Annotated in this window: 21 protein-coding genes; 10 read left to right on the forward strand and 11 right to left on the reverse strand. The window is 72.0% G+C overall.

Annotated elements, in window-relative coordinates; translation table 11 throughout:
* Positions 1-119: 119 nt before the first annotated feature.
* From NQU54_RS20500 to NQU54_RS20525, 6 genes are all read right to left on the reverse strand, one after another.
* Entirely contained in the window at positions 120-308 is a 189-nt protein-coding gene (locus NQU54_RS20500) for a hypothetical protein (protein WP_069872260.1), read from the reverse strand.
* A gap of 227 nt (positions 309-535) precedes the next feature.
* Positions 536-1,192: an SCO2207 family protein gene (locus tag NQU54_RS20505; protein ID WP_069872262.1), complete on the reverse strand. Its 657-nt coding sequence runs from the start codon at positions 1,190-1,192 to the stop codon at positions 536-538.
* 191 nt (positions 1,193-1,383) lie between these two features.
* Positions 1,384-2,091 carry a dienelactone hydrolase family protein gene (locus NQU54_RS20510; protein ID WP_257632322.1) on the reverse strand — a complete coding sequence of 236 codons (708 nt, stop codon included), beginning with the start codon at positions 2,089-2,091 and terminating at the stop codon, positions 1,384-1,386.
* Positions 2,092-2,182: 91 nt separating this feature from the next.
* The gene (locus NQU54_RS20515) at positions 2,183-3,721 is read right to left on the reverse strand and encodes a Rieske 2Fe-2S domain-containing protein (RefSeq protein WP_257632323.1); all 1,539 of its coding nucleotides are present in this window, start codon (positions 3,719-3,721) and stop codon (positions 2,183-2,185) included.
* Between the two features lie 125 nt (positions 3,722-3,846).
* On the reverse strand, positions 3,847-4,620 hold the full coding sequence (locus NQU54_RS20520) for a CbtA family protein (protein WP_257632324.1): 774 nt from the start codon (positions 4,618-4,620) through the stop codon (positions 3,847-3,849).
* Positions 4,621-4,674: 54 nt separating this feature from the next.
* Positions 4,675-4,899, reverse strand: a complete 225-nt coding sequence (locus NQU54_RS20525; RefSeq protein ID WP_257632325.1) for a CbtB domain-containing protein — start codon at positions 4,897-4,899, stop codon at positions 4,675-4,677.
* A 257-nt stretch (positions 4,900-5,156) separates the two neighbouring features.
* Between NQU54_RS20525 and NQU54_RS20530 the strand changes: the two genes are divergently transcribed.
* The 5 genes from NQU54_RS20530 to NQU54_RS20550 all read left to right on the forward strand — a co-directional run bounded on the left by NQU54_RS20530 (position 5,157) and on the right by NQU54_RS20550 (position 10,764).
* Positions 5,157-5,756 (forward strand): histidine phosphatase family protein, encoded by a 600-nt coding sequence (locus NQU54_RS20530; protein ID WP_257632326.1) that lies wholly within the window; start codon positions 5,157-5,159, stop codon positions 5,754-5,756.
* Positions 5,757-5,950: 194 nt separating this feature from the next.
* Complete coding sequence (locus NQU54_RS20535) at positions 5,951-7,432, forward strand: FG-GAP repeat domain-containing protein (protein WP_257632327.1); 1,482 nt, start codon at positions 5,951-5,953, stop codon at positions 7,430-7,432.
* 102 nt (positions 7,433-7,534) lie between these two features.
* On the forward strand, positions 7,535-8,953 hold the full coding sequence (locus NQU54_RS20540; protein WP_257632328.1) for a serine/threonine-protein kinase: 1,419 nt from the start codon (positions 7,535-7,537) through the stop codon (positions 8,951-8,953).
* On the forward strand, positions 8,950-9,312 hold the full coding sequence (locus tag NQU54_RS20545; RefSeq protein ID WP_257632329.1) for a hypothetical protein: 363 nt from the start codon (positions 8,950-8,952) through the stop codon (positions 9,310-9,312). Before NQU54_RS20540 ends, NQU54_RS20545 begins: the two co-directional genes overlap by 4 nt.
* A 111-nt stretch (positions 9,313-9,423) precedes the next feature.
* Positions 9,424-10,764, forward strand: a complete 1,341-nt coding sequence (locus NQU54_RS20550; RefSeq protein ID WP_257632366.1) for a S1 family peptidase — start codon at positions 9,424-9,426, stop codon at positions 10,762-10,764.
* Positions 10,765-10,781: 17 nt separating this feature from the next.
* On the opposite strand, the gene NQU54_RS20555 is transcribed toward NQU54_RS20550, so the two are convergent.
* The 4 genes from NQU54_RS20555 to NQU54_RS20570 form a co-directional block, all read right to left on the reverse strand.
* Positions 10,782-10,907, reverse strand: a complete 126-nt coding sequence (locus NQU54_RS20555) for a hypothetical protein (RefSeq protein WP_257632330.1) — start codon at positions 10,905-10,907, stop codon at positions 10,782-10,784.
* Between the two features lie 119 nt (positions 10,908-11,026).
* On the reverse strand, positions 11,027-11,272 hold the full coding sequence (locus NQU54_RS20560) for a hypothetical protein (RefSeq protein WP_257632367.1): 246 nt from the start codon (positions 11,270-11,272) through the stop codon (positions 11,027-11,029).
* 307 nt (positions 11,273-11,579) lie between these two features.
* Entirely contained in the window at positions 11,580-12,020 is a 441-nt protein-coding gene (locus NQU54_RS50125; protein WP_372505961.1) for a cation efflux transmembrane domain-containing protein, read from the reverse strand.
* Positions 12,021-12,217: 197 nt separating this feature from the next.
* Complete coding sequence (locus NQU54_RS20570; RefSeq protein ID WP_099012442.1) at positions 12,218-12,850, reverse strand: hypothetical protein; 633 nt, start codon at positions 12,848-12,850, stop codon at positions 12,218-12,220.
* 243 nt (positions 12,851-13,093) lie between these two features.
* On the opposite strand from NQU54_RS20570, the gene NQU54_RS20575 reads away from it, so the two are divergent.
* On the forward strand, positions 13,094-14,977 hold the full coding sequence (locus NQU54_RS20575; RefSeq protein ID WP_257632368.1) for an APC family permease: 1,884 nt from the start codon (positions 13,094-13,096) through the stop codon (positions 14,975-14,977).
* A gap of 67 nt (positions 14,978-15,044) precedes the next feature.
* Here NQU54_RS20575 and NQU54_RS20580 read toward each other — a convergent pair whose 3' ends face one another.
* Positions 15,045-16,382, reverse strand: coding sequence for a radical SAM protein (locus NQU54_RS20580; RefSeq protein WP_257632331.1), 1,338 nt, complete (start codon positions 16,380-16,382; stop codon positions 15,045-15,047).
* A gap of 205 nt (positions 16,383-16,587) precedes the next feature.
* On the opposite strand from NQU54_RS20580, the gene NQU54_RS20585 reads away from it, so the two are divergent.
* From NQU54_RS20585 to NQU54_RS20600, 4 genes are all read left to right on the forward strand, one after another.
* Positions 16,588-17,655, forward strand: a complete 1,068-nt coding sequence (locus NQU54_RS20585; protein ID WP_257632332.1) for an NAD(+)/NADH kinase — start codon at positions 16,588-16,590, stop codon at positions 17,653-17,655.
* 363 nt (positions 17,656-18,018) lie between these two features.
* Positions 18,019-18,645 (forward strand): 2Fe-2S iron-sulfur cluster-binding protein, encoded by a 627-nt coding sequence (locus NQU54_RS20590; protein WP_147967541.1) that lies wholly within the window; start codon positions 18,019-18,021, stop codon positions 18,643-18,645.
* Positions 18,642-19,640, forward strand: a complete 999-nt coding sequence (locus tag NQU54_RS20595; RefSeq protein ID WP_257632333.1) for an FAD binding domain-containing protein — start codon at positions 18,642-18,644, stop codon at positions 19,638-19,640. Before NQU54_RS20590 ends, NQU54_RS20595 begins: the two co-directional genes overlap by 4 nt.
* Positions 19,637-21,742: a xanthine dehydrogenase family protein molybdopterin-binding subunit gene (locus NQU54_RS20600; RefSeq protein ID WP_257632334.1), complete on the forward strand. Its 2,106-nt coding sequence runs from the start codon at positions 19,637-19,639 to the stop codon at positions 21,740-21,742. The genes NQU54_RS20595 and NQU54_RS20600 overlap by 4 nt, the downstream gene beginning before the upstream one ends.
* Positions 21,743-21,775: the final 33 nt, after the last annotated feature.

The following is a 21,775-nucleotide window of genomic DNA, read 5'->3' on the forward strand; positions in this document are numbered from 1 at the left end:
CCCGACGGGCTCAGGCGCGTCGCGGCAGCGACACGGGGCGCGTCCGGGGGATGGCCGGGGGATATCTGAGGGAAGGCGAACGTCCGGGGGATGCCCCGGGGACCTTCGGGGGATGTCGGTTACGCCGCCATGGGGCGCTGGTCGGGGGACGAGGCGGGGGCGGAGGAGGGGGTTTCCTTCTCGCCGTCCCGCTCCGCCGTGCGCTTCGACTCATCGGAGTGCCGTCCCTGAGGAGGGAAGGTCAGATCCGGTACGTCAACGACCGGCGGCAGATCGGGTGTGAGCAGTGGCTGCTCATTTCTGTCCATGGCGAGCGGGTACCCAGGTGCCGCGCCCTCACCCTGCGATACCGGTCACAGTCGGACATGGCGGTCAGATCGGCGGTTCATGCCCGTGTTGGGGCAGGCCGTGGACGCTTCGGCGGTCTGCGAAGTGATCCACGGCCTGCCCCCGGCGCCGGCACACCGCCGCTGTACGGCCGGTGCGCACCCCCGCGGCACACCGACCGCCGCATGGCGTCCGGTGTGCCGCCGGTTCAGCCCACGCGTTCGATGCGCGCGTTGCGGATCAGGAATTTGCCCTGCTCGCGGACCTGCTCGAAGGCGGCGTTGTTCAGCAGGGCACAGCTGCCCGAGGTCGAGGTGACGGAGACGGTTGTCGACTTGTCGTTGTCCAGATTGGTCACCTTCAGCTTCGTGCCGACCGGGAACTGATTGCTGGAGGCGGCCGGGGCCCCGCCCTCACCGGACAAGGTGACGGTCGACCCCGCGCAGACGACCTCGCCGGAGGCACCGGTGTCACCGGCGCCGGGATCCGGGGCCGCCTCCGAGGCGGGAGCCGAGGCCGAGGCGCCGCCATCGGCCGGGGCCTCCGCCCCGGCCTGGCCCGTGCCCTCGCCGACGGCGCACCCCGATGCCTGCTGCTTTCGCTTGATCTCCTCGATCACGGCCTGGCGATTGGCTATCCGCGCCTCCGACTGCGCATCCGGATTGGCCCGCTGGTCCGCGATGAACTTCTCGTTGTTGGCCAGGGCCTGTTCCAGCCCGGTGCAGGCCGTGGAGGACTGTGCCGTGCCCTCGGTGCTGGCGTTGCTGGTGGCGGCCAGGACCCCGGCGCCGGTGCCCGCCAGTGCGAGCGAACCGACCAGCAGGCCGAGCTTCTTCTTGCCGCTGAGTGTCCTTCTGCGTGTCATGTCGACTCCTTATTTCAAGCTGTCCGCCATCCCATACGGGCGGATGCCGGAGTCGTCTCATGACCGGCGGAAAGTTTTTTGGATGAATGTGATTGAGAATTGAACCGTGCCGGGCCTGCCGGGTCGGACCTTAAAAGGGCCTTAAGGCTTCATGAAGCCTTAAGGCCCTTTCCGGGGACGAGCCGATTTCGTCAGCCCAGCCGCTCGTGCAGGAAGTCGAGCGTGCTCTGCCAGGCCGACACCGCGGATTCCGCGTGATAGGACGGCCGCTCGTCGTTGAAGAAGGCGTGACCCGCCGGATAGAGCCGGAAATCAGGCTGCACCCCGGACCCCTCCCGGATGGCCCGGCGCAGCTCCTCCAGACCGTCCAGCGGAATGGTGGTGTCCTTCTCCCCGAAATGGCCCAGGATGTCGGCCCGCAGACCGGAGAAGTCCGGCAGCTCGCCCTGGATGACGCCGTAGAAGGGCACCGCCGCGCCGACCCGGGAGTCGGTGGCGGCCAGATACAGCACAAAACCGCCGCCCATGCAGAATCCGACCGCCCCCACGGTGTCGGAGGTGACCTCGGGCCGGCCGAGGAGATGGCCGACCGCCCCGGAGAGCAGCTCGACCCCACGTGCCACCGGCAGTTCCGCCATCATCCGGTACGCCTCTTCGGCGCTATGGGCGACGCTGCCCCCGTACAGATCGGGCGCCAGCGCGACAAAGCCCTCGCGGGCCAGCCGGTCGGTGACATCGGCGATGTGGTGGTCCAGGCCCCACCACTCCTGAATGACGATCAACCCCGGCCCCCGCCCGGAGGGCGGCAGCGCCAGATACCCGTGGGCGGTGGTTCCGGCGCTGGGGAAGGTGACGTGTCGACGGGCGGGGGAGCCGGTCGGCTTCGGGACCTCGGGCATGGGGGCATCGCTCCTGTCGTACCGATCGTCGCTGGTCCCACCCATCGTAGGGACGGCGCCGTGCCACCAGGGCGGCCGGTCAGGCCCTGGGTCAGGACACGGCCGAGGCGCGGATGTCGTGTCCGTCCGAGGTCAGACAGCGGCCGGTGGACAGGTCGTAGCGCCAGCCGTGCAGGGTGCAGGTGAGCACCTCGCCCTCGATCTGCCCGAACCGTTCGAGGTCGGCGCGCAGATGGGGGCAGCGCCGCTGCACCCGCCAGCCGTCCAGCTCGATGTCCTGGCCGTCGTCCTGGCAGGAGTCGTAGTAGTTCTCCACGTACTCGATGCGCTCCATGGACAGGCACTTGAAGAACACATACAGGAACTCGTTGTAGGGCCCGATCCGGCTGGCGGTGAACCGCATCGACAACAGCAGGCTGTTGGACCAGTCCACCTCGCGCCGGGCGATATTGGTGGCCACCAGATCGGCCGAGGTGGACAGCGTGTAGCGGCAGCGCTCACCGTCCCAGAGGCGGACCTCCCGCGCCGGGAAGTCGATCACGATGGGCACGTCGCCCACATCGAGCCGCGCCGGGCCGCCGACACCCGCGCAGATCCGGTCGGCCCTGGTCAGCAGCGGCTCCCACCACTGCTTCAGCTCGCTCAGCAGCCGCTCGCGCGGCAGCGCGGGGGCCCGCGAGGCGCGCTCGGCGGCGAGCGCGGGCTGCTGCCGGGCCGCGAAGTCCCGCAGATACGCGCGCTTCTCGCCGAAGACGCGCTCGATCTCCATCTCGGTGTAGCGGTGGCTGAGCTTGCACGCCGTGCTCTCCGGCTCCGCCACCGTCCCGGGCAGCAGCAGATGCGCCGCCACCTCCGGGCGCGCCCGGCCCAGCTGACGCAGGAACTCCAGCTGGTCCACGAAGATGCTCTCCCCGTCCCGGCCGGTGCCGTTGTGCTCGAAGAGCTCGTCGTCGAGGAAGCACGGCGGGCCCGCGTTGGGGAACACATGCTTGGCTTCCACCGCGTCGATGTACCGCAGCGCCCGGTCGAACTGCCCCTGCCGCTTGCGCGCGGCGAACTCCTTCTTGGCCGAGTGCGGCAGCTGGTACACCATCGGGTACCAGATGGCCCCGGAGAACTGGACGAAGTACGCGTCCACCTCGCCGAAGTCCCGGATCGCCGCGATGTCCAGCGGATGGGCGTCGTTCTGGTTGAGCAGCACGCTCCGGCCGTCGTCCAGCGAGAGCGCCGAGTCGCCGATGGGGCCGTCCCCGGGGCCGGTCAACGCGGTGATCATGATGCGCAGACCGTCGCGCTCGACCGGTGTACCGGAGCGGGTGTGCAGGAAGTTGGTGAAGCCGAGCGCCCTCAGCTCGCGTTCCAGCTCATCGGTGGCGAAGGCCGGAAGCAGCACCGTGACGTCCTTGCGCACGTTCCGGCGCAGATTCTCCGCGTCGAAGTGGTCGCGGTGCAGATGGGAGACATACAGATAGTCCGCCGCGCGCCCATAGTGCGCCCAGTCCAGATCGGTGTTGTCCGGGAACGGAAACCACGAGCCGAAGAAGGCGGGATTGACCCATGGATCGCAGAGCACCGATCCCGCCGCGGTCTCGATGAACAGCCCAGCATGCCCAAGTCCGGTCACGCGCATACCCCAGCACCCCAACCCGGTCGGTGATGTCCGATATCTCCACCGTGTCGGGGTTCGCGGCCATGTGCATCCGCGGCTGCGCTTGCCGGGTGGCGGGATCCGCCACCCGGGTCACGCCGATGTGATCAGGGCCGTTCGGCGGTGGCCGGACCGGTGGCGCCCGTGGCCGCCACCCGGTCCGCCGCCGTAGGGCGCGGCGACAGCAGCCGCTCGGCCAGATGTCCGAAGAGCAGGCCGAACGACACCCACAGAGCGCACTGGACCGCGAGGGCGGTCAGCCGGAACTGCCAGAGCAGTGTCGCGGGGAACCCCTCGGGCACCTCGTTGAACGACGGCAGGAAGGCGTATGCCAGGCCCACCACCACGATGAAGGCCACCGCCGCGGCCACCGTGGCATTCCAGTTGCCGAGCCGGGGCGCGAGCCGTCTGCCGAGGATGACCGCGCCCACGGCCAGCAGCACACTGAGCACGACCATCAGGAAGTACAGCGTGGTGCGCTGGTCGAGGGTGTCCGGATCGCCCACGGCCGGCGGATTGGCCGGGTACTTGAAGAACGGCACCAGATAGCCGGCCACCAGCGCGCCCAGCGATACCAGCGCGGCGGTGGCACGCGGCCCGAACCGGCCGATGCGGCCGAGGGCCACACACACCGCGAGGGCCGCGATACCGCCGAAGGCGACACCGTAGACGAGAACACCGGTGCTCAGACCGGCGGTGGACTGCATGGTGCGGCTGACGAGCTCCGCGCCGTGCTCATGGCTGTGCGCGTCCTCGTACGCGATGGCCGAGTCCACGCGCGGCTCGCCGAGCAGATAGGCCACACCGAGTGCCGGAAGCCCGGCGGCGAGGCCCGCGAGCATGCCCCGGACGAGCAACGCCCGGACGGATATGGAGTTCATGAAGGATTCGATTCCCCTGGGGACGGGACCTGCGGCGGAAAGCGGAGGCCGGGGTCAGTGGCAGGGGAAGCCGAGCAGATGGCGGCCGTCGTGGACCCACTCGTGCACACCTTCGCCGGAGAGCACGGCGGTGGCGCCCTGCTCGGCGCCGATGAAGTACAGGAGGATCAGCATGAGGAGGCCGAAGAAGAGCGCCCACGGGGCGATGGCCTTCAGCGAGATGGGGGTGATCTCCGGCACCGGCTGGGCGCTGGATGCGGAAACGGCGGACTGAGCCATGGTGGAACCTCCTGGGGAACACGCGTCCCGGTCGTTGGTGCTCATACGACGGCGCTGGGTCTGACTCGCCCGGCGGGCGGCCCGCGTAACGGGTGCTCCGCCGGACATACAGTGGCGCGACCGTGCCGGAATCTCACCGGGCTTCCGTCACGCCGTCGTCTCCATGAGACGGTAGCGTGCGAGCGTCGTCCGCCGCTACGGGGCGGATGCCCGAATGTGTGCCTCTACATGGGCGAATGGTGCGGATGGGGGGCTGGGTGGTGCGTATCACGCTGGTCGCGCCCGCCGTCAACGCGGCACTGCGGCAGGTGCGGTTCGACGACGCCCCGCCGGACGCGGCCGGGGTGCGCCGGGCGCGGGCGGCGGCCGCGGCGCTGCCCCGCCACGACATGGCGTTCACCGCACCCTCCGAGCGCTGCCGCGGTACCGCCGCGGCCCTGGGGCTCGACGCCGTCGTGGCGCCGGAGCTGGGCGATCTCGATGTGGGCCGCTGGCGGGGCCGTTCACTGGACGAGGTGGGGCAGCGGGCCCCGGAGGAGGTCGCCGCGTGGCTGTCCGATCCGGCCGCGGCGCCACACGGTGGCGAGTCGCTGCTGGCGTTGGTGGAACGGATCGGGGTCTGGCTGGAGGCCCGGAAAGAGGGTTCAGCGAGTCCGTCCGGACCGGCCCGTGAGGGTCGGCTGCTCGCCGTGGTGGAACCGGCCGTGGTCCGGGCCGCGCTCGTCCACGCCCTCGGCCTGCCCGCCCCCGCCTTCTGGCGGCTGGACGTCGCCCCGCTGACCGCGACGGAGCTCAGCGGCCGCGCGGGCCGCTGGAATCTGCGCTGCGGACACCCGTTGGCGGAGGGCGTGTCGTAAGGAGTGGACGCGCGCTGACGGAGGGCGTGTCGTAAGGAGCGGGTGCGCGCTGGCGGAGCGCGTGCCGTGACGAGCGGACACCGGCGGGCGGGAGGCCATGCCATGACGGCCGGACACCGGCCGGTGGGCGGCCTGCCGTAACGAAATGATCTCTCCGATGGCGTGTCCGCACCGGAATGCGCTGTCGTAGCTTGATGGCATCCCCCACCACCAGGCTCCGCCCCGTCACCGCCACTCTTTGCGCCACCGCGCTGGCGCTGCTCACCGCGTGCGGCGGTGGCGGTGGAGATGACGGGAAGAAGGGTGGCGACGGGGCCGGGAAGAGCACGGCCTCACCTGTCGTCACCCCCACCGCGACCGCTCCCGTCCCCCGGGGCGGGGGCAGCGCGCTGCCGGACGACCTGAACGGCGACGGCCGCCCCGAGCTCAGAATCCCGCTCGCCTCCGACGAGGAGCTCGGCGGCCTGCGCCATATCGCCTTCGTGTACGGCTCGGCGAAGGGGCTCGACCCCGCCGTCCGCACCGTGCTCGGCCGTACGGACCTCGGCCTGCCCACCGGCGCCGGATGGGACGACCGCATCGCGGGCGAGATGCGGTCCGCGACCACCGCCGACCTCGACGGCGACGGCTGCGCCGATGTGATCGCCACCGCCACCAAGGAGCGCGACCCGGCCAGTGCCGGGCGCGTTCACATCACCACCCAGACGCTTCCGTACATCACCTGGGGCGGCCCCGAGGGACCGCGCCGGGGAGCCCCCGCCACTCCGGTGGGGCTGGCCGACGCCGACGACGGCCTGGAGAGCCCGTGGCCCCTGACGACGGGTGACTTCAACGGGGACGGACACCACGATCTGGCCGCCGTGCGCCAGGGAGGCAAGGACTTCCACGTGCTGTACGGGCCGTTCGGCCGTGACGGCAAGGCCGCCCGCACCGAGACATACGCCAACCCCCTCGGCCCCAGCGGCCAGATCGCGGAGCTGCACGCCGACGCCATCGACGGCGACCGGCCCACCGATCTGGTGGTGCACGCGCAGGGCGACGACGACCAGACGGAGTCCGCGCTCCTCACGGCGGGCCCGGACGGCCTCGCCACCACCGGCCGCACCCTCCGTAAGGGCAACGCCATCGCCTTCGGCGACTTCGACGGCGACGGGAAGCGGGATGTCGCGGTCGCCGACACCGGCAGCCGCAACGACGAACCGGGCTATGAGACCGAGCCCGCGGACGTCAGCCAGTCGGTCAGCGTGTACACCGAGCGCTCGGCCGGATCGGACCCCCGGCCGATCAGGATCCCCGCCCTGGGCGGCGATGTGCTCGCCGCGGCCGACACCGACGGGGACGGCACCGACGAACTGGCCGTCTCGCTGCGCACCGGCGGCACCGAACTGCTGACGATCCGCCCGGACGCCCCCGGGGAGATCGCCCACCGCCGCACCCTCGACCGCACCGTCCCGGCCCGTGTGGACGGCCACGAGGTGCCGAAGAAGCGGCGCGCCGTCAGGCTCCACGGCGCCGGGGACTTCGACCACGACGGCAAGGACGAGGTCGTGCTGGCCTGGGGGCCGGACCCGCTCTTCGCGCTCTACGGGGAGAAGCCGCAACGGTTCTGGGTGACCGACGGCGCCGCGGACGAGGTGGTGTTCACCAGCGCGCCCTACGCCAAGGGCGCCTCGTGAGGCGCGCCGCCCCACCGCACGCGTGTCCATGCGCACCACCCCCTTCGCCGGGCCCGGCCGACGCCCTACTGTGGGCGTCAGTCGGCTGGTGAGGGGGAGCGGATGACGACCGGGGAAGCCTCCGGCGGGGAGGAGCGGGGGAATGATTCAGGATCGCCCCACGGAACCGTGATCGGCGGCCGGTACCAACTGCGCGCGCGCATGGGCCGCGGCGGTATGAGCATGGTCTGGGACGCCTACGACGTATTGCTCGGCCGCCCCGTCGTCGTCAAGGAGCTGACCCCGGACGGCGATCCGGACCCGGAGGCGTATACGCGCTGGCTCGGCCGGTTGCGCCGCGAGGTCCGGGTCCTCGCCTCGACCCTGCATCGGCACCTGGCCGCCATCTACGACCTGGGCGAGAGCGACGGCCGGGTCTGGATCGTCATGGAGCGCCTCGACCAGCGTTCGCTGGCGGACCGGATCGGCGATCGGGGCGGGCGGCTCGGCGTGACCGAGACGGCCCGGATCGGCCTGGAAGTGCTGCGCGGATTACGTGCGCTGTACGCGGCGGGGATGGCCCATGGGGACGTCAAACCGCGTAACGTCCTCTTCCGCCCGGACGGCCCCGCGGTGCTGGTGGACCAGCTGGGCCTGACCTTCGCGGACGAGGGCGGTGTGGTCGGCACACCCGCCTATATGGCACCGGAACGCTTCACGTCCCCCTCCCTTCCGGCGACCGCGGAAGGGATGCTGAAGGCCGACCTGTGGTCCCTGGGCGTGACCCTGTACGAGGCCATCGAGGGCCGTGCGCCGTTCGAGGGGCTGACGGTGGGCGAGGTGATGAGCGCGGTGCGGAGCGCCCCGCCGCCGTCCATGAGATACGCGGGTGCGCTGCGGCCGCTGATCGAGGGACTGCTGGTCAAGGACCCGGAGCGGCGGCTGACGGCCGATGAGGCAGAGGCGCTGCTGCGCGACTCGGCCCGGGGCGAGCCCATGTCCGCCCCGGGGGCCGAGACAGCGGCCCTCCCCGCGCCCGCGGGGGCCGCGGAGGCCATGCGGCCTGCCCCCCGGGCGAGCGGTGCGGGCGGCGCCGGAGCCCTCGCCCCGATCGTCATCGTGCTGGGGATCCTGCTCGCCGTGTCGGGCGCGCTGGCCCTGCCCTCGCTGACCCCGGGCTCCTGGGACGACGTTCCCGGATGGGTGGGGCCCGGATGTCTCGGCCTGTTGTGGCTGGCGCTCGCGGCGCGCGGCTTCGCATCGGCCAGACAGCGGGACCGGCAGGCCCGGTGGCTCGACGCACTGCGCCCGGACGCCGGGGAGGCGGGCGCCCGCCCCGCCGGGCCCTGGCAGCCGCTGCGCGAGGGGTATCTGGCCGCCCTGGCGATGCCTCAGCCCCCTGATCGGCGGGCGCGGCGTCCGGTGGAGCGAGAGATGGAACGGGACATGGCCGACTTCCTCACCGCGCTCGGCCCGCCACCGCCACGGGTGGCGGGCGCGGACCCCACATCCCGTCCGGACCGTCCGGGGGAGGCTCCGTGACCGAGAACACGAGTGAGAACCCCGTCCAGGGCGGCCCTGCGGAGTCGGCGGTGCCCTGGGGCGACCGGCTGCCGGTGGAGCAGGCCAAGGAGTGGGAGGCGGTCAGGCCCGGCACGGTGGAGTGGATGCTCACCGAACTCCAGCGGGAGCGCGAGCACCGCCGCCGTATGGACTGGGTGCACACGGGGTTGCAGGCGTTCGGCTCGCTGCTGGGCGCCGGCACGGTCGTGGCGTACGTCTGGGTGGCCACGTACTTCCTCGCCCATGACGCCGCCACCCAGGGCGCGGCCATCCTCGGCGGTGGTACGGCCGCCCTGGTCGGGGGGTTCCTCGGCAAGCGCTACGGCGACCGGCGCTGACCTCTGGGACCCGTCGCCGTCCGGGGAGTGAACAGGATGACGCTTCCTTGCGTATGAGGGGTGGGCCTTCGCCGTCCGGGGCCCTCCGGATCGACGTAAGGAGGCAGGGTGGTGAAGCACATGCGGCGCGGCGTGCGCCGGGCCGTGCGGTTCGTGGCTGTCGGGGCACTGGTCTGTGGCGGGGTGATGGTCTCCCAGGCCGGGCCGGGCGGATCGGCCCACGGGACGACCGGAAACGAGGGTTCGAGAGCCCTGAGCGCGCGTCAGGCGGACGATGTGGGTGGACGGTTGGTGTCCGCGCTCGGCTCCTCCCGTACGGCGGGCAACTGGATCGGCGCCGACGGCCGCCCGGTGGTGGCGGTGACGGACGACACGGCCGCGGACGAGGTCAGCCGGGCCGGGGCCACCGTCAAACGGGTGCGGTACAGCATGGAGCAACTGGACTCCGCGACCGAGAAGCTGCGCTCCGCGCCCCGGGTGGCGGGCACCGCGTGGATGGTGGACCCCAAGTCCAACCAGGTCGTGCTGGTCGGCGACAGCAGTGTCTCCACCGCCCGCTGGTCGACGATGAAGGCGCTGGCCGCGGAGGTGGGCGACGAGGTGCGGACGCAGCGGACGGCGGGCTCCTTCACCACCAGAACCGCCGGGGCCTCTCCCATGTTCACCAACGGCAGCCGCTGTTCGGCGGGTTTCAACGTCACCGACGGCCGGACCGGGTTCATCCTGACGGCGGGGCACTGCGGCCCCACCGGCACCCCCTGGTTCACCGACGGCAGCGGCCGCACCCGCATCGGCACGACGGTCCGGAGCAGCTTCCCCGGCAGTGACTTCTCATTGGTGCGGTACGACAACGCCTCGCTCGACCAGAGCGGTGTGCTCGACGTCGGCGGCGGCCGGGTGGTGCGGGTCACCGGTGTCGCCGACCCCGTCGTGGGCCAGGAGGTGTTCCGCAGCGGCAGCACCACCGGGCTGCGCTCGGGCAAGGTGACCGGGCTCAACGCGACGGTCAACTACCCCGAGGGCACGGTCACCAGGCTGGTCCAGGCCACCGTGTGCGCCGAGCCCGGCGACAGCGGCGGGCCGCTCTTCGCCCAGGGCGTGGCGCTCGGCGTCACCTCCGGCGGCAGCGGCGACTGCGAGAAGGGCGGGGTGACCTTCTTCCAGCCCGTGACCAAGGCGCTGAGCGCGCTCGGGGTGGGCATCCCGGGTGCCAAGGCCCAGAGCCCCAACCCGGCCATCGCCTCCGGCGGCCAGACGGGCGCCGCGCCCGGTGCCACCGGGACATCCGGGAACGACGACGGCGTCTCGACGCTCGACGATGTGGTGGCGTACGCCCAGGGTTTCGGACCCGGTCTGGTGGTCATCGTGGTGGGGTTCGTCGGGCTGCTGTCCACGCTGACCATCCGGCCCCGGCGCCGCCGCTACCGCGGCTACTCCACCGGCTGGGGATGAGCCGGTGAGACGTTCGCTCAGCCGTCGCCGGCCTCGAAGGCGACGATGCGCTGGGCGCCGTCGGCCCCGTCCGGATGGCGGCTGGTGAGGTCCAGCCGCAGCCGGGAGGTGCCCCAGCCGGTGGCCGGATCGCCGTCCAGCATGGCCGAGGGCAGGGTCGCCCGGCTGCCGGCCGCGGTCGGCCAGGGGACGTACGACGACGAGGTGGCCCCCGCCCGCGGCGGGGGCCACCTCGTCGAAAAGGGAACTGCCGTTCCGGCACTCAGTAGCCGTAGTGGTGGTGGTGCCGGTGCCGCTCGGGCTCCTCGACCACCGGGGGAGCCACGGCGGTCGGCTCCACGACGCGCCGACGCTTGTAGACACTCACATACGCCGATGTGCCGATGATGCCGACGGCCATCAGGATCAGACCGACCAAGTGGACGTTGAGACCGTTGGCGTTCCAGTCGGTGGCGAAGGTGAGAATCCCTCCCACCGCGATCATCAAAATGCAACCGCCGAGGCCCATCAGTTCTGCCTCCGTACATGAGTTCGCTGTTGTGGGCTGGTCCACGCCGGGTACCCAGGCCCGCCGAGGCCAATCCCACGTCCCGCGGTCCTCCTTTTCCACGGCGGCCACCCGCTCGTCGAGCGCCTGGCGGTCCGCGCGCGCCCTCGCCCGGTCCCTGGCCGAGGCTTCGGTGACATCGAGGAAGATCTGGTCGGCGTACGGCCAGATCTCCGCCATCGCCGTCTTGACGCGTACCAGGACCTCCTCGACCTCCTCGCTGTCGTGGCCGGGGGCGAGGTCGACCCGGGCCGCCACCAGCGTCGAGTCATTGCCCAGACGCATCGTCAGCAGACTGGTCACGGTGTCGATCTCCGGCTGCGCCTCGAGGACCCGGCGCAGCTCGCGGCGCTGGGCCGGGTCGATCGCCTGAGTGAGCGGCCTCGGAGAGCAGCGCGGGGGAGCCGGAGAAGACCCCGCCGACGGCCTTGGCCAGCGCGATGAGCAGATTGGCGCCGAGCGCGACGAAGACGGTGATGGCGGTCCGGGCGTCCTCGCCCCGCGACGCGCCGGGCCGGTCCCGGCCCTGGCGTTCGTCCGGCGTGCCGGGCTGGTCCGGGCCCTGGTGTCCGTCCGGCGTGCCGGGCTGGTCGGGCCCTTGGTGTGCGTCCGGCGGGGCGGGTGCGCGCGCGGTCTCCGGCGGGTCCGGCGTCCGCCGCGTACGCGGTGTCCCGTGCCGGTCGGAGTGGTGCGCTGTGGAACGGCTCATCGGCGGGAAACTCCGTATGCGGAAAGTCCATGCCATCCTGATGGCCCTCTGCGCCGGAGCGGCTCTCTCCGCCGGGGCGGCCGGACGGCCTGTCCCGTCCCCGGGTGTCCCGATACCGGGATCTCAATCGTGACACGCCCGCCGGGCGGAGCGCGCCCCGCCGGTCCATCCGGCCTACGGGGCGCGCTCGGAGCGGGTCAGCCGGCCGGAGTGTTCGGGGACGCGGGCACCTTCGGCAGGGCGCTGAAGAGGTCGAGCCCCATGGCGGCGGCGATCAGCAGTCCGATCACACCGAGCGCCACCGCTCCCCAGGCCACCGCGGTCACCCAGGGCGCCCCGGCCGTGGCGGGCCGCCGCTGCCGTAGCAGCACCACACCGGCGATCACCACGGCGACCAGCGCGAACAGCCCGTTGACCAGGGCCGTGGTGTGCCATGGAGTGCCGTACACCATGGCGATCTGATCGGCGGCGGAGCCGGACTGGGCCTTGATCTGGCCGGTCAGCTGCTTGCGCTCCTGCAACATCGTGCCGAGCCAGGTGCCGGTGAGCGAGGCGAGCCCGAGCCCGGCGCCCACGACCGAGGCGGCGCCGAGGACGATGCCCGGCGCGGTGGCCGGGGAAGGGGGTGCGGTGTCATCGGCGGTGGTTTCCCCGACGGAGGCGGACGTCTCCGAGTCGTCCGGTGTTTCCTCCGGGTCCTGGGTCTCCCGCGCGTCCGGGGTCTTACGCGGGTCCGATACAGCGTTCGGGACACCCTCCGCCGTGGCTTCCTCGGCTTCTGCGGGCTGCGCTGCGGTGTCGGTCGGTTGGTCGGTCTTGGTGGTGTCCATGTGGCGCAACCGTAGGGACCGAAGATGAGAACTCACTGAGAAGACGATGTCCTTCGGCCGGCGGCACCGGCCGGGTGGCGGCCGGCCGGCCCGCATACGCTGGCCGAAGGGTTCCCCGAGGGCCGGGAACCTTTCGCTGGACGACGGGAGCACCCCGTGGCCTCCTCCACCTCTGGCGGCGCCGCCTCCGACGGCGGGGCACGGCACCGGCTACGCGGATGGCTGCTGGAGGGCCTGACCGACATGGCCAAGCGCCAGCCCGGCCCGCATGCCGAGCCGGAGGGCGTACACGAGGGCCGGCCGTGGTGGCGGGTGATGTGCCTGACCGGTCTGGACTACTTCTCCACCCTCGGTTACCAGCCCGGTATCGCCGCCCTGGCGGCCGGGCTGCTCTCCCCGCTGGCCACCGTGGTGCTGGTGGTGGTGACCCTGGTCGGCGCGCTGCCGGTGTACCGCAGGGTGGCCGAGGAGAGTCCGCACGGCCAGGGCTCGATCGCGATGCTGGAGCGGCTGCTGACCTTCTGGAAGGGCAAGGTGTTCGTTCTCACCCTGCTGGGCTTCGCGGCCACCGACTTCCTCATCACCATCACCCTCTCCGCCGCCGACGCCACCGCCCACCTGGTGGAGAACCCGCATTTCACCTCGACCCTGAACGGCCATGAGGTGGCCGTCACCCTGATCCTGGTGGGGCTGCTGGGCGCGGTGTTCCTCAAGGGGTTCACCGAGGCCATCGGGATCGCGGTGGCGCTGGTCGCGGTCTATCTGCTGCTCAACGCCATCGTGGTGGCGGTCGGGCTGTGGCATGTGTGGACCGCCCCGCAGGTGATCCCCGACTGGTCCCGGGCGCTGGTCGCCGAGCGCGGCAGCCCCCTGGTGATGATCGGCGTGGCGCTGGTGATCTTCCCGAAGCTGGCCCTGGGCCTGTCCGGATTCGAGACCGGCGTGGCCGTCATGCCGCATATCGAGGGCAAGCCCGGCGACACCCCGGAGCGCCCCGCCGGACGCATCCACGGCGCCAGGAAGCTGCTGACCACCGCCGCGGTGATCATGAGCGTCTTCCTCATCACCTCCAGCTTCATCACGACCCTGCTGATCCCGCAGCGGGAGTTCGAACCGGGCGGCCGGGCCAATGGGCGTGCCCTGGCCTATCTCGCCCATGAGTACCTGGGCTCGGCGTTCGGCAGCGTCTATGACGCCTCCACCATCGCCATCCTCTGGTTCGCCGGCGCCTCGGCCATGGCCGGACTGCTCAATCTGATGCCCCGCTATCTGCCGCGTTACGGCATGGCCCCCCACTGGGCGCGCGCGGTCCGCCCCATGGTGCTGGTGTTCATCGCCATCGCGTTCCTGGTGACCTGGATCTTCAAGGCGGATGTGGATGCCCAGGGCGGCGCCTACGCCACCGGTGTGCTCGTGCTCATCACCTCCGCCGCCATCGCCGTCACCATCGCCGCCCGGCGCGCCCGGCAGCGCCGCTGGACCCTCGGCTTCGGCGTCATCGCGGCGATTTTCCTGTACACCACCGCGGTCAACGTGATCGAACGGCCCGACGGCGTCAAGATCGGCGCCTGCTTCATCGCGGGCATCCTGGCGGTGTCGCTGCTGTCCCGGGTGGCCAGGGCGTTCGAGCTACGGGTCACCAGCGTGACGTTCGACCCGCTGGCCGAGCGGTTCATCCGCGACACCGCGCACCGCAGGATCCGCTTCATCGCCAATCAGCCGGAACGCCGTGACCTGGTCGAATACCGCGACAAGCAGCACCAGATCCGGGCGGACAACGACATCCCGCCCGAGGACGACATCATCTTCGTCGAGGTCACCGTGGCCGACCCGTCGGAGTTCGAAAGCGATCTGCGGGTGTGCGGAGAGGTGCTGCACGGCCGCTACCGCGTGCTGACCCTCCAGAGCGCCACCATCCCCAACGCGCTGGCCGCGCTGCTGCTGTGGGTGCGGGACATGACCGGGCAGCGTCCACACATCTACTTCGAGTGGACGGAGGGCCATCCGCTGGCCCACTTCCTGCGCTTCTTCCTCTTCGGTCAGGGCGAGGTCGCCCCCGTCACCCGTGAGGTGCTCCGCGAGGCCGAGCCCGACCGCGGCCGCCGCCCCCATGTCCATGTCGGCTGAGGAGATCCAGCCGGACCAGGGGCGGTCGCCGCGTCAGGGCGCCGTCGGTGCCAGGCCGCCGTCGGTGTCAGGTTGTCACCGGCTCCGGGTCCGGATCGGTGGCGGGCAGGCTGTCCATGAACGAGCTCACCGAGAACACCGCCCGCCCCGGCCCCGGCGGGCCGTATCCGGGCGGCGAGGACAGCCCGAAGTCCTCGAGCGTCGCCCGGTAGGTCTCCAGCAGCCGGATGTGGTACTCCAGCGGGGCGCCCTGCGGATTGGCCTTGCCCAGCGGTGTCGTCGGCTCGGGGCACCAGGTGGTGAACCGGGGCACGACCCCGTGGGACATGAAGAACCGCAGCCCCTCGGCGGTGGAGTCGATTGCCTCGGCCACCGAGGAGAAGCCGAACGGCTCGGCCATCTCCACGCCCGCGACGAAATTGGGGATCACATTCCGGGCGCCGAACACCTCGGTCGAGTCCAGGATCCGGCGGTGCCACTCGTCCCGGCCGATGTAGCGCTCCTTGCCCGGGCAGTACAGCTCGAACAGCCGCCGGTCCCACACCTCGAAATTGGGGTGGTAGATCCGCACCCCGTAGTCGTGGAACCGCTGGACGTCCTCCTTGGGCAGCGCCTGCGCCACCACCTTGCCGATCCACCGGTCCGGGAAGCGCTCCTCGATGGCCTTGGCGTAGTGGCCGTAGAAGTCGGCCTCGTCACGGCCGCCGATATGCGAGGTGATCGCGCCACCGGTGAGGGTGTACGCCTGGGAGGCGCGGGCGGTGTCATGGCGGTCGATGATCTCCAGCGCCTCCAGCACCTCCTCCACCGGCTTCACCCCGGTGTACGGGCGGCCCGCCGCCTTGTGCTGACGCCAGTTGTGGTTGATGTCGCAGTACTGGCACTCCTCCTTGGCGCCGAAGTACTGGCACACCCGGAAAACCGTCAGATAGACCAGATAGCCCCACTGGATGGTCGGCGCCACCTCCATCACCGACTTGCCGTTCGACAAGGTGTGACGGTAGTAGTCCGGCATCGGCGGCAGCCCCACATCGGCGATGCGCGCCCCGTCCAGATACAGGCCCAGCGCACCGTCCTCACCCGCCCGGACCACATACGGCGAGGCGGGGTTGACGCGGACGGACACCACGGTGCGGCGCAGCTCGTACGGACCGCCGGTGAGCACGATCTCCTCGGGCGGCCGGTTGAGGGCCGCGGCGCCCAGCTCCGGCAGGGTGCGGTGGTCGAACGAGAAGATGAAGTACGACTTCGGCTTGACGTCGCCGTCCTCGTTGCCGCTGAGCGCGGCCTCGTCGAAGGCCATGCCGCCGCGCAGCAGGTCCTCCTTGAGCACGGCCTCCCGGGGCACCTGGGGGAAACGCCCCATCAGCCCCTCGACCAGCGCGGTTCGTCTCTGGCTCGCCATCTGCCGCATCATCCCCCCGGCTCCGTATGGATGCGCTGTGGTTCCCACGCAGATCTCCATGCCGCGCAACACCATAGATCAGGGCGGATGTTCGGCTCCAGAGCGCCCGGCGCGTGTCCGCCCGCCCCGTCCGGGCGGGTCGGCCGGGAACGCGTACCCGGCCTGATGGGCGCTTCCGGCCCGGCCGACCTACGGTGGAAGGGCCATGGCAGTCAACCGGCTCGGCGTGGTCGTCCACCAGGCCCGCCCCACCGCCGTCGCGGCGGCGCACACCGCCCGCGCATGGGCCGCTGCCCATGGCATCTCCTGTTTCGAGCTGGACGTCTGGCGCGGCGATCAGCCCCGGCGCAGCTCCCGGGAGGAGGCCGCGGCCGCCGGCCACCCCGATCTGATCGTCACCTTCGGCGGCGACGGCACCTTTCTGCGCGGCGCCCGGCTCGCCGCCAGGAACGGGGCCGCGGCGCTCGGGGTGAACGTGGGGCGGGTCGGCTTCCTCACCGAGATCACCGTCGATCAGGTGGAGGGGGCGCTGGACGCCATCCATGACGGCCGTGCCACCATCGAGGAGCGCATGCTGCTCACGCTGCGGGCGTCCCGGCAGCTGGAGATGCCCGAGGGCATGGAGGCGCTGCTGCGGTACGGGCGGGGCCCGGTGCCGCCCCCGCCCAGGGTGCGCCCCGGCCGCGGCCCCGAGGAGGTGGGCTGGGGCATTCCGCTGGATGTCATCGCCGTCAACGACGTGGTCTTCGAAAAGCTCGCCCGCGACCGCCAGGCCGGACTGGGCGTGTATGTGTCCGGGCAGCTGCTCGCCTCGTACTCGGCCGACGCGATCATCGTCGCCACCCCGACCGGCTCCACCGCCTACAGCTTCGCCGCCGGTGGACCGGTGGTCTCCCCGTACCTGGACGCGGTGGTCTTCACCCCGGTGGCCCCGCACATCGCCTTCGACCGCACCGTGGTGGCCGCGGTGGACGAGGCCGTCGCCGTGCGGGTCCTGCCGACCTCGGGACGGGTGGCGGTCAGCCTCGACGGGCAGCTGCGCGGGGTGCTGGAGCCGGGCGACTGGGTGGCCGCCTACCGGGCACCGGACCGGCTGCGGCTGGTACGGCTGGCGCCGACGGAGTTCTACCACCGGCTGCGGGACCGCTTCCGGCTGGCCGACTCGCCCGCCGCCGATGTGGCCCCGCCGTTCTACCGCCCGACCTCCCCGGTCCCCCCTGACCTGGCGCATCTGCGGCTGCCCCCGGTGCCCGACGAACCACCGGAGCCCTAGGGTCTGTCGTCAAAGGGGGCGCCCTGCTCCCGACGCCTGGCACGGCCGCTCGCCGCGTTGTCGCGTCACCCGAGTACGCCCAGTACGAGGGCGACGCTCCGCCTTGCGATCGACCGCACCAGACTCCCCCAGCTACCGCTGGGAGGTGCCCCCTGCTCGCGGCCGGGCGCCCCCTTTGACGACAGACCCTAAGCAGATCGGCGGAAGTCGGCTGCGGTTCGGTGGCGCCCCGAAGGGGCGCGGGGCTGAGTCGATATGCGGCTCCGCCGCGCGGGCGCGACCAGCCACGACGGCGCCGCGGACGATCGACGGCAGGTCAGGGCACTTCCAGCGGAGCGCTTAGCGGGGCGGCCGGCGCCGAAGATGCGGGGCGCCCACCCCGATGCCAGGCTGAGTGATGTGACAGCTCACACGTTCCACAGCGACTTCACGCTGCGTATCAACGGTGCTGACCGCCCCCTCACCCTCGACCACCGGGTGACCCTGCTGGACGCCCTGCGCGAACACCTGGCGTTGACCGGGGTCAAGAAGGGGTGCGACCACGGGCAGTGCGGGGCCTGCACCGTCCTGATCGACGGGGAGCGGGTCAACAGCTGCCTGGTGTTCGCCGTGGCCGCCCAGGGCCGTGACATCACCACCATCGAGGGTGTCGCGGGGCTCGCCGCCCCCGAGGAACTCCATCCGCTCCAGCGGGCGTTCCTGGAACACGACGGCTTCCAGTGCGGCTACTGCACACCCGGCCAGATCTGCTCCGCGATCGGCGCCCTCACCGAGGCCGCGCGCGGCTGGCCCAGCCATGTCACCGAGGACATGGCGGCCGGGGCCGGCGCACCGGGCGACCTGGACGCCGACGAGATCCGGGAGCGGATGAGCGGCAACCTGTGCCGCTGCGGGGCGTACCCCGGCATCGTGGCCGCCATCCGCGAGGTGGCCGGGGCCGACGGCGGCGGGGCGCCGGCCCGCGCCGGTGTGGCGGGAGGGGCGCGATGAAGCCCTTCGCCTATGAGCGCGCCACCGACCCCGGGGCCGCCGCCACGCTCGTGGCCGACTCCACCGAGACGGTGTACCTGGCCGGGGGCACCAATCTGGTGGACCTGATGAAGCTCGGGGTCACCGAGCCCGCCATGCTCGTCGACATCACCGGGCTCCCGTACGACACCATCGAGCACCGCCCCGACGGCGGTGTGCTCATCGGCGCGCTGGTCCCGGGCAGCCGGCTCGCCGGAGACCCCGGCATCCGCGAGCGCTTCCCGGCACTGGCCGAGGCGCTGCTGTCCGGGGCCTCCGGGCAGCTTCGGACGGTGGCCACCACCGGTGGCAATCTGCTCCAGCGCACCCGCTGCGTGTACTTCCAGGACGTGACCAAACCCTGCAACAAACGGCGGCCGGGCACCGGCTGTTCGGCCATCCAGGGCCTCCACCGCGACCTGGCCGTGCTCGGCACCTCCGACTCCTGTGTGGCGGGCCACCCCTCGGACATGGCGGTGGCGATGGCCGCGCTCGACGCCGTCGTCCATCTGCGGCGGGTCAACGGCAGCACCCGTACGGTGTCGCTGAACGAGTTCTATCTGCTGCCCGGTGACACACCGGACCGCGAGACGGTGCTCCAGCCGGGCGATCTGATCACCGGGGTCGAGCTGCCACCGCCCCCCGAGGGCGCCGCCATGTCCTACCGCAAGGTCCGCGACCGCTGGTCCTACGCGTTCGCGCTGGTGTCGGTTGCCGCCGTGGCCGCCACCGACACCGACGGCACCCTGCGGGAGATCCGGCTCGGCCTCGGCGGCGTGGGCGTACGCCCCTGGCGGGCCCGCGAGGCCGAGCGGCTGCTGACCGGCCGGCGGCCGACCGAGGAGAGCCTGCGGGAGGCGGCACGGGCCGAGTTCGCCCCGGCGCGCCCGCTGCCGCAGAACGCGTTCAAGATCGACCTGGCCGTGGACGTCATCACCTCGGCCGTGCGCGACCTCGTGGGAGGACAGCGTCGATGACCACGATCCAGCGGACCGTGGGCGCGGAGGTGGCCCGTGTCGAAGGACGCGAGAAGGTCACCGGCACCGCGCTCTACGCCTATGAGTACCCGGTGCCGGACGCCCTGTACGCATGGGCGATCCAGTCCACCATCCCGCGCGGCAGGGTGCGCGCCCTGGACACCGCCGCGGCGCTGGCCCTGCCCGGGGTGGTCGCCGTGCTCGACAGCCACAATGTGTTCCGGCTGCGCCCGACCGACGCCCCCGAACTCGCCGTTCTCCAGTCCCCGGACATCGCCCACCGGGGGCAGATCGTGGCGGCCGTGGTGGCGGACACCTACGAGACGGCACGTCAGGCCGCCGCGGCCGTACGGATCGAGTACGACGTGGACGACCACGACTCCGAGCTGATGGACGGCGATCCGCGCATCTTCGTCCCCGAAACCGTCAACGGCGGCCACCCGGGACTCATGGAGAAGGGCGATGTGGAGGCCGCCCTCGCCGCGGCGCCGGTCGTCCTCGACGTCACGTACACCACGCCCCCGGAGCACACCAGCACGATGGAACCGCATGCCACCATCGCGGTCTGGGACGGGGACGACTCGCTCACCCTCTACAACGGCGACCAGGGCCCCTGGATGACGGCCGACAGGCTGGCCGCGATGTTCGGCCTGCCCGAGGGCGCCGTACGGGTCGTGGCCGACCACACCGGCGGGGGCTTCGGCTCCAAGGCGGTGCCCCGCCCGCCCACGGTGCTCGCCGCGCTGGCCGCCCGCGCGGTGGGCCGGCCCGTCAAGGTGGCCGCCACCCGGCAGCAGATGTTCACCATGGTCTCGTACCGCACGCCCACCCTCCAGCGCATCCGGCTCGGCGCCGAGCGGACCGGCAAGCTCACCGCGATCTGGCACGACGCGCTCCAGCAGAGCTCCACGCTCACCCCGTACTGCGAGCAGACGGTCACCCCCACCCGCGTCATGTACGCCGCGCGCCACCGCAGGACCGTCCACCGGCTGGCGCAGCTGGATGTGCCGACGCCCTCGTGGATGCGCGCCCCCGGCGAGGCGCCCGGGATGTTCGCGCTGGAGAGCGCGATGGACGAGCTGGCCGTGGAGCTGGGCATGGACCCCATCGAGCTGCGGGTGGTCAACGAGCCGTCCGTGGACCCCGAGACCGGTCACCCCTTCAGCAGCCGCAATCTGGTGGCCTGTCTGCGGGAGGGCGCGGCGCGCTTCGGCTGGGCGGGCCGCGACCCCGCTCCGGGGCGCCGCCGGGAGGGTAACTGGCTGGTCGGCACGGGAGTGGCGGCGGGCAACTACCCCGCACTCACCCGGCCCTCCACCGCGACCGCCCGCGCCGAGCCCGCCGGAGGCTTCACCGTACGGATCGCCGCGTCCGACATCGGCACCGGAGCCCGTACCGCGCTCACCCAGGTGGCGGCGGACGAACTCGGTGTGGAGATCGACCGGGTCACCCTCGACATCGGCCGCAGCGCCTACGGCCAGGCACCGTGGGCGGGCGGCTCGATGGGCCTCAGCTCCTGGGGGTGGGCGGTGGCCAAGGCGTGCCGGGCGCTGGCCAAGCGGCTCGACGAGCTCTCCGGCGCGCTCCCGCCCGGCGGGCTGGAGGCACAGGGGGACACCACCGAGGACGTCGAGGCGCGCGGGGCGTTCTCGCGCCACGCCTTCGGCGCCCAGTTCGCGGAGGTGCGGGTGGACGCGGTCACCGGCCAGGTGCGGGTCGACCGGCTGCTGGGGATGTTCGCCGCCGGGCGCATCATCAACCCCCGGACGGCGCGCTCGCAGCTGCGCGGCGGAATGTGCATGGGGCTGTCGACGGCGCTGTACGAGAACCTGGAGACGGACCCGCGGTTCGGTGACTTCGCCAACCACGACCTCGCCACCTATCACATCGCGGCCCACGCCGATGTGCGGGATGTCCAGGCACACTGGCTGGAGGAGGACGACGACGAGCTCAACCCGATGGGCAGCAAGGGCGTCGGGGAGCTGGGCATCGTCGGCACGGCGGCGGCGATCGCCAACGCGGTGTACCACGCCACGGGGGTGCGGGTGCGCGATCTGCCGATCACGGTGGAGCGGGTGCGCGCGGGGCTGTCCGCGCGCTGAGCGGCCGCCCGGCCCGTCACGCCCCCTGGGGCG

The organism is Streptomyces malaysiensis subsp. samsunensis, from assembly GCF_024519315.1.
GTDB lineage: Bacteria > Actinomycetota > Actinomycetes > Streptomycetales > Streptomycetaceae > Streptomyces > Streptomyces malaysiensis.